12 protein-coding genes and 1 pseudogene are annotated in these 13395 nt (G+C 71.4%); 7 read left to right on the forward strand and 6 right to left on the reverse strand.

Annotation, left to right across the window (positions count from 1 at the left end; all coding sequences use genetic code 11):
• Window positions 1-27 precede the first annotated feature (27 nt).
• Window positions 28-696, reverse strand: a complete 669-nt coding sequence (locus ACIPYQ_RS09435; RefSeq protein ID WP_401247970.1) for a CBS domain-containing protein — start codon at window positions 694-696, stop codon at window positions 28-30.
• A gap of 280 nt (window positions 697-976) precedes the next feature.
• Between ACIPYQ_RS09435 and ACIPYQ_RS09440 the strand changes: the two genes are divergently transcribed.
• The 3 genes from ACIPYQ_RS09440 (at window position 977) to ACIPYQ_RS09450 (ending at window position 4820) form a co-directional block, all read left to right on the forward strand.
• On the forward strand, window positions 977-1885 hold the full coding sequence (locus ACIPYQ_RS09440) for a universal stress protein (protein WP_401247973.1): 909 nt from the start codon (window positions 977-979) through the stop codon (window positions 1883-1885).
• Entirely contained in the window at window positions 1882-2739 is an 858-nt protein-coding gene (locus tag ACIPYQ_RS09445; RefSeq protein WP_401247975.1) for a universal stress protein, read from the forward strand. Before ACIPYQ_RS09440 ends, ACIPYQ_RS09445 begins: the two co-directional genes overlap by 4 nt.
• A 350-nt stretch (window positions 2740-3089) precedes the next feature.
• The gene (locus tag ACIPYQ_RS09450) at window positions 3090-4820 is read left to right on the forward strand and encodes a GAF domain-containing protein (RefSeq protein ID WP_401247978.1); all 1731 of its coding nucleotides are present in this window, start codon (window positions 3090-3092) and stop codon (window positions 4818-4820) included.
• Between the two features lie 76 nt (window positions 4821-4896).
• Here ACIPYQ_RS09450 and ACIPYQ_RS09455 read toward each other — a convergent pair whose 3' ends face one another.
• The 3 genes and pseudogenes from ACIPYQ_RS09455 to ACIPYQ_RS09465 all read right to left on the reverse strand — a co-directional run bounded on the left by ACIPYQ_RS09455 (window position 4897) and on the right by ACIPYQ_RS09465 (window position 6908).
• Entirely contained in the window at window positions 4897-5607 is a 711-nt protein-coding gene (locus ACIPYQ_RS09455) for a response regulator (protein WP_401247981.1), read from the reverse strand.
• 208 nt (window positions 5608-5815) lie between these two features.
• A pseudogene (locus tag ACIPYQ_RS09460) lies at window positions 5816-6075 on the reverse strand (phosphoketolase); the annotation flags it as partial.
• A gap of 125 nt (window positions 6076-6200) precedes the next feature.
• Window positions 6201-6908, reverse strand: a complete 708-nt coding sequence (locus ACIPYQ_RS09465; protein WP_361770717.1) for a response regulator transcription factor — start codon at window positions 6906-6908, stop codon at window positions 6201-6203.
• A 263-nt stretch (window positions 6909-7171) separates the two neighbouring features.
• Here ACIPYQ_RS09465 and ACIPYQ_RS09470 point away from each other — a divergent pair, with 263 nt between their 5' ends.
• Window positions 7172-7498 carry an STAS domain-containing protein gene (locus tag ACIPYQ_RS09470; protein ID WP_401247984.1) on the forward strand — a complete coding sequence of 109 codons (327 nt, stop codon included), beginning with the start codon at window positions 7172-7174 and terminating at the stop codon, window positions 7496-7498.
• A gap of 157 nt (window positions 7499-7655) precedes the next feature.
• Here the strand turns inward: ACIPYQ_RS09470 and ACIPYQ_RS09475 are convergent, their stop codons facing one another.
• Window positions 7656-9338 (reverse strand): GAF domain-containing protein, encoded by a 1683-nt coding sequence (locus tag ACIPYQ_RS09475; RefSeq protein ID WP_401249313.1) that lies wholly within the window; start codon window positions 9336-9338, stop codon window positions 7656-7658.
• Between the two features lie 327 nt (window positions 9339-9665).
• Here ACIPYQ_RS09475 and ACIPYQ_RS09480 point away from each other — a divergent pair, with 327 nt between their 5' ends.
• The 3 genes from ACIPYQ_RS09480 to ACIPYQ_RS09490 are packed head-to-tail and all read left to right on the forward strand — an operon-like array spanning window position 9666 to window position 12980.
• Window positions 9666-11156, forward strand: a complete 1491-nt coding sequence (locus ACIPYQ_RS09480) for an APC family permease (protein WP_401247986.1) — start codon at window positions 9666-9668, stop codon at window positions 11154-11156.
• The gene (locus ACIPYQ_RS09485; RefSeq protein WP_401247989.1) at window positions 11153-11590 is read left to right on the forward strand and encodes a hypothetical protein; all 438 of its coding nucleotides are present in this window, start codon (window positions 11153-11155) and stop codon (window positions 11588-11590) included. The genes ACIPYQ_RS09480 and ACIPYQ_RS09485 overlap by 4 nt, the downstream gene beginning before the upstream one ends.
• Window positions 11583-12980, forward strand: a complete 1398-nt coding sequence (locus ACIPYQ_RS09490; protein WP_401247991.1) for a dipeptidase — start codon at window positions 11583-11585, stop codon at window positions 12978-12980. Before ACIPYQ_RS09485 ends, ACIPYQ_RS09490 begins: the two co-directional genes overlap by 8 nt.
• Before the next feature lie 76 nt (window positions 12981-13056).
• Here the strand turns inward: ACIPYQ_RS09490 and ACIPYQ_RS09495 are convergent, their stop codons facing one another.
• On the reverse strand, window positions 13057-13272 hold the full coding sequence (locus ACIPYQ_RS09495; protein ID WP_401247993.1) for a hypothetical protein: 216 nt from the start codon (window positions 13270-13272) through the stop codon (window positions 13057-13059).
• Between the last annotated feature and the right edge of the window lie 123 nt (window positions 13273-13395).

Consider the following 13395-nt stretch of genomic DNA (forward strand, 5'->3'; position numbering starts at 1 on the left):
ACCTCTCCCATCCCGGTCGGCACCTCCTCACCACGGCTGCGCATCGCGTGCGTGGCCGGCGTACGTGGCCAGTGTGTCGTCGGTTCGGGCTCCGACGTGCGATGCCACGGCGACGACTCCATCGAGTCGTTCGACGAGGCTGAGGAGCGCAGCCAGCTGACTCCGGCGTTCGACGCGGCCGTTCAGCGTGACGAAGCCGTCCAGCACGTGGACGTCGATGTCGCCGGCCGGCACGCCGAGTACCTCCGTGAGGACCTCGTCGGTGACTCGCCGGCGTATCTCGGAGTCGGGGCGGACGAACAGGCGCAGCAGGTCCCTGCGGGTGACGATGCCGACCAGCCGGTCCTCCTCGTCCACGACGGGCAGCCGCTCGATGCCCCGGCGGGTCATCAGCCGGGCGGCGTCGGCGGCGGTCTCTTCGGCGTGGACGGTGACCGCAGGCGTGGACATGACGTCTCCGGCAGTGGGCGGTCCAGCCGGTGGAACGGCCGGCCGAGCCGGGCGCGGTTCCGGCGCCGCGTGGGCCAGGATGTCCGTCTGCGAAACGACACCCACCACACGGTCCTCGTCGTCCAGGACGGGCAGCCCTGAGACGCCGTACTGGGCGAGGAGCTTGGCGACGTCCTTGAAGGCGGTGCCCGGGGCCACGGAGACGACTTCGTCGGTCATCAGATCCGCCACCTTGATGTGCTTCATGACGCCCTCCTGCTCGCCGTAACACGCGAGGCTTGTGTCCGAGTCGGGTGAGCCCCCACCATCCGCCCGTGCCCGCCGACGATCGAGGGCCGAACGGCCCCGTCCGGGGGCCGTAAGGGCCATGCGGGCCGGAGGAACGGGGAGGCGCCGGGGCGATGGGGCGGCGCCGGGGCGATGGGGACCATTGGTCCCGATCGTGGTCCCGTGCGGCCCTCCGCACCGGGCGCTGCCGGTGCCAGCGTGAGTGGTGTCCGCATTGGCTTCTCGGTTGGGAGGAACCGTGGAAAGCACATTCCGCACCCCGGACACAAGCACGGTGGTCGTAGGCGTGGACGGCTCGGACACGGCCCGCGCCGCCGCCATGTGGGCAGCGCGGGAGGCCGTACTCCGCGACCGCCCCCTGCACATCGTCTACGGGGCCGACACCGACAGCAGGGCGCTGTACCTGTCGGCGGAGACCATCGAACGGGTCCGCGCCAACGGCCGGCGACTCTTGGACGACACGGCGAAGGCCGTGACGGACGAGTACCCCGGTCTGCACGTGAGCACGGAGTTCAGCCGCGCGGACGCCGCCCACAGCCTGCACCAGGCCGGAGCCCTGCACGGCACGATCGTGGTGGGCAACCGCGGCCTGGGCGGCTTCACCTCCCTCATGCTCGGCTCCGTCGGTCTGGACGTCGCTGCCGCCGCCATGACCCCGGTCATCGTCGTCCGCGGCATCGACGGGGCAGAGGAGACCGGCACCGTGCTCGCCGCCGTCCGCGACGAGCACGACCTTCTGCACGCCCGGTACGCCGCGCGCGAGGCCGAACTGCGCAAGGGATCCCTCCGGCTCCTGCACGTGTGGAACGTGATGGAGTCCGTCGGCGAGGTCGTCAGCATGCTCGACGGCGTCGACGCGATCGCAGGTGCGCACGCAGACGCCCTCCGGGCCGTCACGGACGCGGTCCACGACGAGTTCCCCGATCTCGAAGTGCGGGCCGACGCCGAGAAGAGCGTCTCCGTCGCCGGCGTCCTGGTCGAAGCCTCCCGCCACGCCGACCTGCTCGTCATGGGCGGTCGCCGGGTCCCCAGCGCCCTCGGACTCGCCCGGAATCTGGGCAGGACCACGCACAGCGTGCTGCACCACGCGCACTGCCCCGTCCTGTTCATCCCCCGAACCGGCAGCGACTTCGGGGGCCGGTCATGACGGGCCCCCGGGACCGTGACGTCGTCGTCGGAATCGACCCGGCCAGGGACTGGCACCTGCCCCTGGCCTGGGCCGCCGACGAGGCGCAACGCCGTCGGCTCCCCCTGCGTCCGGTGCTCGCGGTGCCGCCCCGGCACGACGCTCACCACGTCGACGGCACACCTGGCCGGACAGCCCTGCGGCAGGCGGGAGCCGACAGGCTCGAACAGGCCTGCAGCTGGGTACGCGACCGGCATCCGGAGCTGGAGGTCACCGGCGATCTGCTGGAAGGGTTTCCTGTCTCGGTCCTGGGCAGCGTGGCCGAGGAAGCCCGTTTGGTCGTGCTGGGCTCCCGGCACCTGAGCCGCACCGCCGAGTTCTTCAGCGCCGGATCGATCGTGGTCCCCGTGAGCGCCCAGGCCCGCTGCCCCGTCGTCGTCGTGGGCGACGCGGAGCACATCAGTCAGCAGCCGCCGTACGTCGTCGTCGGCATCGACGGCAGCGCGTCCGCCACGGCCTCGCTGGCGTTCGCCTTCGACGAAGCCGATCTGCGCGGAGCCGCGCTCCGGGTCGTCTGCGTGTGGCAGCGGCCGGTGTTCACGCTGGGCGACGAGGAGGTGGCTCTGCGGGCTCAGCGCACCGTGCTCTCCGAGGCCACTGCCGGGCTGTCGGACAAGTACCCGGACGTGCACGTCACCCACGAGGTCCTGACCGGCCACCCCGTCGAGCAGCTGGCACGGGCCGCCGAGCACGCCCTGGCCGTCGTCGTGGGCCGCCGCGGCCGCGGCGGGTACACCGGCATGCGGCTCGGTTCCGTCGTCCACGGACTCCTGCACCGGGCGCACTGCCCGGTGATCACCGTACCGACGGAGTGAAGGCCGGCCTGAGCAGTCGCACGACCGACGCGCCGCTTGCCGCCTCCCTGGCAGGGCCGGGCTGACGCAGGCCGAAGCCGCGTGTGGCAGCGCCTCCTCGTCCTGGCCGCGGCCGTGGCGTCTGCTCGCGGCCCGGCCGGCGGCATTCATCGCCGCCCGGCGCATGCGGGGCGCGTTCCACGGAAAGACATGATCACGGAGACGCAAGCACCCGGACACGGCCTGAACGCCGAGTCGCACATGGTCCGCCGTATGCAGCAGTGGCACCTTGCCGGGAGGGAACTCCGCTCCCGCCGGGACTACGGTGAAGGAGGTGGTTCTCGATCATTCCCGTCGGCCGGAGGTGGGACATGTGCGCAGACGGCCGGCCCGCCCGGGGTGGCGTGCCACGCCTGCGGCTGGACGAGCTGCTCGACGAGCTCCAGGCACGCATGGACGAGGTCCGCGGCACCCGCGACCGGCTGAACGGCCTGCTCGAGGCCGTCATGTCGGTCGGCCGCGAGCTGGACCTGCCCCAGGTCCTGCGCGGCATCGTCGAGGCCGCCGTCGTCCTCGTGGACGCCGAGTACGGCGCCCTCGGCGTCATCGGTGACGACCGAAAGCTGGCGGAGTTCCTTCCCGTGGGCATCACGGACGACGTCCGTGCGCAGATCGGCGACCTGCCCTCGGGCCACGGCATCCTCGGCGAGCTGATCCGGCACCCGGAAACCCTGCGACTGTCCGAGCTGTCCGAGCACCCCGCCTCCTACGGCTTCCCGGCCCACCACCCGCCGATGCACTCCTTCCTCGGCGTTCCCATCCGTGTGCGCGAGGACGTCTTCGGCAACCTCTACCTCACCGAAAAGCGCGGTGGCGTCGCCTTCGACGAGGAGGACGAGGCGGTCCTGTCCACTCTTGCCGTCGCCGCCGGCATCGCCATCGAGAACGCCCGCCTCTTCGAGGAAGTCCGCCTGCGCGAGCGCTGGTTGGCCGCCAGTTCGGACATCACCAGCGCTCTGCTCTCCGGCGCCCCCCAGGACGAGGTACTCGCAGGCATGCTGGCGCGGGCCAAGGACATCACCAGGGCCGACATGGGTGTCTTCTACCTGCTGGGACCATCCGGAGAACTGTGCGGCTCCCTGGCCCTGGGGGACGGCGCCGAAGCACACCGGGGCATCGTCCTGCCGAGCACCGCCGGGACCCTGGCCGAGGCCGCCGTGGCGAGGGACGGTCTGATCACGGTCGCGGACGTGGCGACCGACCCGCTCGTCACCGTCCAGCCGGAGCGGTGGACGGGGTTCGGCCCGGCCGTGGCGGTCACGGTCGGCACCAAGGGGAAACTCAGCGGAGTGCTGGTCCTGGCCCGACGCCACGGCCGCGCAGGGTTCGCCACCGCCGAGGTCGCCGCCCTCCCCGGATTCGCGAGTCAGGCAGCCCTCGCCCTCGAACTGGCGGAGCGGCGCCGCGACGCCGAGCAGATGAGCTTGCTCGAAGACCACGACCGCATCGCCCGAGACCTCCACGACCTGGCCATCCAGCGCCTCTTCGCCACCGGCATGACCCTCCAGAGCGCCCAGCGCTTCGTCGACCATCCCCAGGCGTCCGAACGCCTGGCCCGCGCCATCGACGACCTGGACGCCACCATCAAGATCATCCGTTCGACCATCTTCGGGCTCCGCGATCACGAGGCACCCGGCGCGACGCCCAAGTTGCGCTCCCGCACGGTCCAGACCGTGGACGAGGCCGCCGCGGCCCTCGGATTCGCCCCGGCCCTGCGCATGGAGGGGCTCATCGATACCGACGTACCGCCCGCGGTCGCCGACGAGGTCCTCGCCGTACTCGGGGAGGCCCTGACGAACGTCGCCCGCCACGCCGAGGCCACCCGTGCGGAGGTTTCCATCGTTGCGGCCGACGGCGTCCTCACCGTGACCGTGGCCGACAACGGCGTCGGCCTGCCCGAAGGCGGCCGCCGCAGCGGGCTGCGCAATCTCGCGGAACGCGCCGACAGGCTCGGCGGCAGCGTGAAGGTCAGCTCACGGGCGGCGGGTGAGTCGGGCACCCGCCTCGAGTGGTGGGTGCCGCTCGTCTCACCATCGGTGTGACCGCCACAGCCAAAGCCACAGCCAAAGCCACCGCCGACCGCGACGCCGAGGCCCGTGGACATGGACGTCCAGGTGGTCAGTGCCTCGGGGACCTCCCGTCACCTGCGTGTCCTTGCTCGTGGACCTGGGCGGCGATGACTGCTGCCTGGACCCGCCGTTCGACTCCCAGTTTGCCCAGCAGCCGGGAGACGTGGTTCTTGACGGTCTTCTCCGACAGGTAGAGCCGTTTCGCGATCTGGCGGTTGGTGAGGCCGTCGCCGATCAGTTCGAGGACGGCGCGCTCCCGTTCGGAGAGGGCGGCCAGCTGGGTGTCCTCGGGCACCTTGGCGGCTTCGGGGTCGCGCAGTGAGCGCATCAGGCGGGCGGTCGTGGCCGGGTCGAGCATGGACTGCCCTGTGGCGACCGTACGAATGGCGGAGACCAGGTCGGACCCCTTGATCTGCTTCAGCACGTACCCGGCGGCCCCTGCCATGATCGCGTCCAGCAGGGCGTCCTCGTCGTCGAACGACGTCAGCATCAGGCAGGCCAGGTCCGGCATGCGGGAGCGCAGTTCCCGGCAGACCGCGATTCCGTCACCGTCGGGCAGCCGTACGTCGAGGACGGCGACGTCCGGGCGGAGCGCCGGCCCGCGGGCCAGGGCCTGCTCAGCCGTGCCCGCTTCGCCCACCACGGTGATGTCCGCCTCGGCATCGAGGAGGTCCCGCAGCCCGCGCCGGACCACCTCGTGATCGTCGAGGAGGAACACCTTGACGGGGGCCTCCGCGGAGGCGCTCGGTACGTCGGACATGTTCGCCGCCTGATCCCGATGACGCTGCGCATGCTTCCACTCGGATTGTCTCAGGACGAGGTCAGAGGCACCCGCTAGGAGGTCATCTCGGTTGGTGAGTCTGTTGCGGTAGCAGCGAGGCGACCCTCGCCCATGACCGGCTCCCTCGCGGCCGCCACCGCCCCGTGCGGCCCGTTCGGCACCGCTTGGCGCGCGCTCAGTACGGCGAGGGGAGGTGCTCGCGGAGCAGGACCGCAGCGGCCGGCACCTCCCCCGTGGGCACGTCGCCGGCGCAGGCGAGTACGACGTCCGGTGCGCGGGAGCCGCGGTCGGTGCCGGCCCACTCCCAGACGTCGGCGCAGCGCGTCACGTGGGTGCGGGTCTCGCCGATCGGCAGCCGGTCGAAAGGCAGCCCCGGACGACCTCGGGGCCCTTGTTCGGGACGTGGTCGACGAAGCCGGGGCCCTGGTGGGAGAAGCCGTTGTTGTCCGGTTCGGCGGGCTGGAGCCGTTCGAGAAGGCCGCGCCGGATCAGGTGCTGGAGCCGTCGGCGGGCCGACGGTGAAGCCGGGCCGGCGATCGTACGGCGTACCCGGCTCCTCCCGCGGACGGTTCCTACTCCGCGGCCGGGATCGGGTGCCGGCCGGGTGGGGTCAGTGCATGACTGGCGATCACCGCGGCCTGGACGCGCCGCTCCACGCCGAGCTTGATGAAGAGCCGCGAAATGATGTTCTTGACGGTCTTCTCCGCGAGGTGGAGCCGCTTGCCGATCTCCCGGTTGGTGAGACCCTCACTGACCATCAGGAGGATCTCCTTCTCCCGGTCCGTGAAGCCCGGGAGTCCCGGGACCTGTTCCTCCTTCGGCACGTCGCCGCGCATGCGGGCCATCAGCCGCGTCGTGGCGCCCGGGTCGAGCATCGACTGGCCGGAGGCCACCGTCCGGACCGCGGTCACCAGGTCGGTGCCGGTGATCTGCTTCAGGACGTAGCCGGAGGCCCCGGCCATCACGGCGTCCAGCAGTGCCTCCTCGTCGTCGAACGACGTGAGCATCAGGCAGGCCAGCCCGGGCATCCGCGAGCGCAGCTCCCGGCACACGCTCACCCCGTCGCCGTCCTGGAGCCGTACGTCCAGGATCGCGACCCGGGGGCGCAGTGCGGGGATGCGGATCAGCGCCTGTTCCGCCGTGCCCGCCTCACCGACCACGGTGAAGTCGGGCTCCGCGTCCAGCAGGTCGTGCACCCCTCGGCGGACGACTTCGTGGTCGTCGAGCAGGAAGACGCTGATGGGCTCCGTCGCGGGGGAGGAGGCACTGCTGCCGGTCATGACGCAACTCCTTCGCCTGGGTCCGTCCTGGGCGCACGAACACCGGCATCCTGCCTTCTGTACGGGCCGAAGGGACAGGGCCGATCGGCCTTCATCGGCGGGGCCGCTCGCGCAGCGGGTACCGGTCGGGCCATGGGAAGAGGGACCTTCGGCCCTGTCGAAGGGCCTGCCGGGCCTTTCCGAGTGCACTCGGAACCGGATGAACTGATGGCGCACGGGGAACGGCGCGACTCGACGGAGCCGCACGCAACGCGGAGGACGTCATGACGACCGCCTTGATCGACCTGAAGACCGTGGCACGCGACGACCGCGGCCTGAGAATGGCCCTGGCCGGAGAGCTCGACTTCTACACGGCGGAGCAAGTGGGGCCGCGCCTGCGCGAACTTGCCGGATCCGGCCACCGGAACCTCGTCCTGGACCTGTGCGGCCTCTCCTTCTGCGACAGTGCGGGCATCGACCTCTTCGTCGGTCTGCACCGTCGCTGCCGTGCGGAGGGAACGCGGCTCCTGCTCTGCGATGTGCCGCCCCTGGTGGCCAAGTCCATGCGGGTGCTCGCTGCCGACCGCGACCTGCAGTTCGTCGTGTCGTGAGGCACGCACCACGGATCAGGAAGCCGTACGGGGACCCGGCGGTCGGTTCGGTGAGCCGACGGCCGCCCGATCTCGTCGCAGGCGAGGGTCACCGGTTCCGGCTGGAGGCGGGCCCGACGCGGCTGGAGCCGGCGGTCCGGGGCTGACGCCCCCCTCCTCAGCTCCGGGTGGGGATAGGCGCCCGCCAGACGAGCCTGGTGCCACCCTCGTCAGGAGTCTCGTGGGTGAAGGACCCGCCCAGGCACTGTGCCCGCTCGTCGAGGTTGCGCAGGCCGCTTCTGCGCCCCTGGGCCGGAATGCCCTTCCCGTTGTCCGAGACGGCCAGCACGACCTCGCCCTGGCCCGCCTTGAGGGTCACGGCGACCCGGGTCGCCTGTGAGTGGCGGGCGGCGTTGCTGAGGAGCTCGCCCAGTACGGCCATGACGTGGTCGGCGATCTGCGGTGGTACGTCGGTGTCGAGCAGGCCCTCCATGCTCAGGCGTGGTGGGTGACGGAGGGCGGTGGCCGCGTCGCCGACGGCCCGGGCGGCGCGCGCCCGCAGACCGGGGTCGCTCTCGCGGTCCTTGGTGCGCAGCCCGAAGATCGTCGATCGGATGATCTTGATGGTTTCGTCCAGGTCGTCGACCGCCCGGCCGACCCTCTCGGCCGCCCCTTCGTGCTCGACGAGCCGGGCGGCGCTCTGCAAGGTCATGGCAGTGGCGAAGAGCCGCTGGATGGCCAGGTCGTGCAGGTCGCGGGCGATCCGGTCACGCTCCTCCAGCAGCGCTATCTGCTCGGCGTCCCGGCGCCGCTCCGCCAGCTCCAGGGCGAGTGCGGCCTGACCTGCGAAGGCGACCAAGGGCTCCAGCTCGCCCTCGCCGAACGCCGGTTCTCCCGCAGCGCGCGCAAGCAGCAGGACGCCCCTGCTCTCGCCGCCCGCCGTGCCCAACGGCACGGCCACGGCGGGCCCCAGTCCGTCCTGCACCTGGGCCTCGGCCGGGTAGCGTTCGTCGGCCGAGGCCAGCACGGCCGTCACGGGCTTGCCGGCCCGGTGCGCGGCTCCGGAGAGCGTGCCGACGAAGGGGACGACGAGGCCTTGCCGCGCGCCCGCGTCCGTACCGGTCGCGAACTCCACGACCAGCTCGTCGATACCGGCCACGGGCATGGAGATCTCCGCGAGGCGTGCCGCGGTGATCCCTTGTGCGCGGCGGGCGATGAGCTCCAGCACCGCCGGGCGGGAGCTGCCGGACAGCAGGCTCTCGGTGATCTCCGCATTGGCCTTGAGCCATCGCTGCTGGCGCTGCGAGCCCTCGTAGAGTCGCGCGTTGTCGATCGCCACGCCCGCCGCCACCGAGAGGGTGGAGATGACCGTCTCGTCCTCGGTGTCGAAGTCGATTCCGCCGCGCTTGTCGGTCAGGTAGAGGTTGCCGAACACCTCGTCGCGGACCCGGATCGGTACACCGAGGAAGGTACGCATGGGCGGGTGATGTGCCGGAAAGCCGTAGGAAGAGGAGTGCGCGCCGAGATCGGTCAGGCGCAGTGCCTCCGGATGGTGGATGACCTCCCCGAGCAGGCCGTGGCCGGCCGGCAGGGGACCGATGCCGGCGATCTCCGCATCCGTGAGTCCCACGGTCAGGAACTGCGAGAGCGTGCGGCCGTCGGGGCCGATCACTCCCAGCGCGCCGTATTCGGCGTCGACGAGCAGCGCGGCCGCCTCCACGATCCGCCGGAGCACCTGGGCGAGATCCAGCTCCCGCCCCACCGACACCACGGCCTCCAGGAGGCTGTGTACCCGGTCACGGGTGCCGCGCACGGCGTCGATGCGCACTTGGAGCTCGTCCAGCAGCTCGTCCAGCCGCATCCGCGGTACCCGGGTCAACGGATCCCCCACACCCACGCGCTTCCCCTCCGACGGCCCGCTCGCTTGCCCGATCCACGGTCAGCGTATCGACACGCCCGGGCCCGATGGGCGTCGTTGCGCGCAGATGCCCACCGTGACCGACGCAGCGGGCAAGGGAGGCGCGAGACCGTCCTGTTCGACCGCACCTGGTACAACCGCGCCGCCGGGAGCGACCGCACAGCGGATGCCGATGGTTCCCGGGTAGCCCAGCCGGACGTGCGGCGGTGGCCCGTGGAGATGAGGATGAAACGCACGGTGCTGGCCGGGCCGGCAGCGAGGAGGTATCCGATGGGTACGGCGGATGTACCGGCGGACGGCGCCGAACGGGCGGGCAGGGCCAGGACGGCCGGTGCGGCTCGCACGGCGCTCGGCTCGCAGAAGATCACCTGGCTGACGCTGGCCATGATGACGACCAGCTCGGTCGCGAGTCTGCGGGCCTCGCCCACCATGGCGGTGTACGGCCTCGCCTGCGTCTTCCTCTACCTGGTGCCGGCCGTCGTGTTCCTGCTGCCGACCGCGCTGGTCTCTGCGGAACTGGCCTCCGGGTGGAAGGGCGGGGTCTACAACTGGGTTGCGCAGGGTCTGTCGAAGCCGCTCGGCTTCCTCGCCGTCTGGTGCCAGTTCGCCATGACGATCTTCTACTACCCGAGCCTGCTCGCGTACGTGGCCAGCACCATCGCCTACGTGATCGACCCCGCCCTGGCCAGCAACGGCCTGTACACGGCCGTCGTCATCATGGTCCTGTACTGGACCGGCGTATGGGTCTCCTCGCGCGGCACCAACGCCGTCGCGGGCCTGGCCTCCTGGGGCCTGGTCATCGGCACGCTGATCCCCGGCACGCTGCTCGTGGTCCTCGGCGCCGTCTTCCTCGGGCAGGGCAACCCCTCCGCCGCGCCGATGACCGCGTCGCACATCCTCCCGGAGTGGACCGGTATCGCCAGCCTGGTGCTGATCGTGAACAACTTCCTCAGCTACTCCGGCATGGAGATGAACGCGGTCCACGTGAACAAGCTGCGGGACCCGGCCAAGGAGTTCCCGAAGTCGATGTTCCTGGCCATGGGCATGGTCCTGCTGATCTTCATCCTCCCGGCCCTGGCCATCAGCTGGGTCATCCCGGCGAGCCAGCTCAGCCTGACCGCCGGCGTGATGCAGGCCTTCGACGCCTTCTTCCAGTACTTCCACATCGGCTGGCTGGTGCCGATCGTCGCGTTCGCGCTGTGCGCCGCCTCGCTCGGCGGCATGCTCACCTGGCTGGCCGGCCCCTCCAAGGGCCTGCTGTTGATCTCCCGCGAGGAGGGCTATCTGCCGCCCTTCCTCCAGAAGCTCAACGGCCACGGGATCCAGCAGAACATCCTCGTCACCCAGGGCGTCGTCACCACGGTCATCGCCCTGATGTACGCGCTGATCCCCGACGTCTCCAGCGTCTACTGGATCTTCTCGGTCATCACCACGCAGGTATATCTGATCATGTACCTGCTGATGTTCATGGCCGCGATCCAGCTCCGCAAGAAGTTTCCCGACCACCCCCGCGGCTACCGGGCCCCGATGCTCAAGACCATCTGCTGGGTGGGCTTCGTCGCCTCGGCCCTGGCCATGGCGATCGGCTTCATCCCGTCCTCGCAGTTCGGCGGCGGCAGCGTCTGGGCGTACGTCGGCATCGTCGGCGGCGGCCTGCTGCTGCTCGGCGTGGTCATCCCGTTCGCCTTCCTCAAGGCCCGCAAGCCCGGCTGGCGGCAGCCCGATGCCGACGCGGCCCAGGTGGAAGGAGGCGCGGCATGAGCCCCACCCGGATGGCGTCCGAGCACAAATGGATCTACATCGGCTCGATCGTGGTACTGGTGGCGATGATGATCATCGGGCTGTTCACGTACAAGCAGCAGAGGGCCACCAACCAGGCCCACGAGAAGGCGAACCAGCTGAACGACGCCCTGGTCGCCCAGGGCTTCCAGCCCCGCAACGCCGGCAACATCGCCAACGTCCTGGGTACCGACGGAGGCGCCGTCTGCGCCGATCCCAATTCAGCCCTCAAGCGCGGCCTGTGGCTCATCCAGATGGCCAACGGCGCCACCGGCCCCGGCATGCGCCCCGTCATCGCCGACAGCCGAGTCCTCCAGGCCGGCGCCGAGGTGATCAAGGTCTACTGCCCCGAGCAGCTCGACGCCTACCAGGAAAAGATCGCGGACCTCAAGACCTCGGACACCGTCAATGACTGACGGAACCGGCGGAACGAGCCGGACGGGAAGGGCCGGCACGGCCGAAGACCTCGCGGCCCGGGTGGCCGCCCTGATGCCCCGTGCCAAGAAGGACCTCGCCGAGCTGGTCGCGATGCCCTCCGTCGCGGACCCCCGCCAGTACCCACCCGAGCACTGCCGGAGCACCGCCGAGTGGGTCGCCGCCGCCTTCACCGAGGCCGGGCTGCACGACGTACGCCTGGAGCCGACCGAGGACGGCAGCCTCGCCGTCCTCGGCCACCGCCCGCCGCCCCCCGGCGCACCCACCGTCCTGCTCTACAGCCACTACGACGTACAACCCCCGCTGGACGACTCCGCCTGGCACTCCCCGCCGTTCGAACTCACCGAGCGCGACGGGCGCTGGTACGGGCGCGGCGCGGCCGACTGCAAGGGCAACATCGTCATGCACCTCACCGCCCTGCGGGCTCTGGGCGACGACGTCCCCGTCGGGCTGAAACTGGTCGTCGAGGGCTCGGAGGAGCAGGGCACCGGCGGCCTGGAGGCATACGTCCCCGAGCACACCGACGCACTGCGCGCGGACGCCCTGCTCATCTGCGACACCGGCAACGCGGCCGTCGGCGTCCCCACCGCAACGACCGTGCTGCGGGGCCTGGCCAACGTCGTCGTCACCGTCTCCACCCTCGCCGGCGACCTGCACTCGGGCATGTTCGGCGGCCCCGCCCCCGACGCCCTCGCCGCGCTGATCCGGATCCTCGACTCGCTGCGCGACGCCGACGGCGCCACTCGGATCGACGGCCTGGACACCGACGGCACCTGGCAGGGCATCGGCTACGACGAGCAGCAGTTCCGCGACGACGCGGCCGTGCTCGACGGGGTCGCCCTGCTCGGCACCGGCAGCGTCGCGGACCGGCTGTGGGCCCGCCCCGCGGTCACCGTCCTCGGTATCGACTGCCCCCCGGTGGTCGGTTCCGCCGCCGCCGTACCCGCCCGGGCCCGGGCCCGGGTCAGCCTCCGCGTCCCGCCCGGCACGGCCGCGGCCGCGGCCGCCGGAGCCCTGACAGCGCACCTGGAGCGGGCCGCCCCCTGGGGCGTGAAGGTGTCCGTGGAGCGGGAGGGCCTCGGCTCGCCGTTCCGCGCGGCAACCGACGGGCCCGCGTACACCGCGCTCGACCGCGCGATGCGGGAGGCCTACGGCCGGCCGGTCTCCTTCCTCGGCCAGGGCGGCTCCATCCCGCTGTGCAACGTCCTCGGCGCCACCTTCCCCGACGCCGAGCTGATCCTCATGGGCGTCGAGGAACCGCGCTGCCTCATCCACGCCCCCAACGAAAGCGTGGATCCCACCGAGATCGAGCGGATGGCACTGGTCGAAGCCCTCTTCCTGCACCACTACGCCGACCGGGCCGGAAACTGACCCAGGCCGAACGGCCGGGGTGCGCCCCGCCCGACCGGTACGCCGTTCGGCATCACGAGGCACAGGGCGAGCGGCTTCAGGCGGGCGTGCCGGTGGGGCGGATGCGGCCGACCAGCAGGGCCAGGGCGATACCGGACGCACAGAACAGGGCGAGGCCGATCGCTGCGCGGGCGAACCCGGCCGCCAGGGCGTCCGCCATCGCGGTGCCGCCGGCGTACTGACGGGTGTAGACCGAGCCGAACAGGGCCGCGGTGACGGCGGTGAGGACGGCTGCCCCGACGTAGCGGCCCATGTTGGAGACTCACCGAGGCACTGCACCCGTCGCCGTCCGAAGCGACCGACGACGCAGCCCTGCTCGTCGCCCGCCCCCGCTCGTTCGGGCGTCCGACATGGCCGGCTGGACCCTCCCGGAGGA

Origin of the sequence: Streptomyces sp. NPDC090045 (genome assembly GCF_044747975.1) — a bacterium.
Lineage (GTDB): Bacteria > Actinomycetota > Actinomycetes > Streptomycetales > Streptomycetaceae > Streptomyces.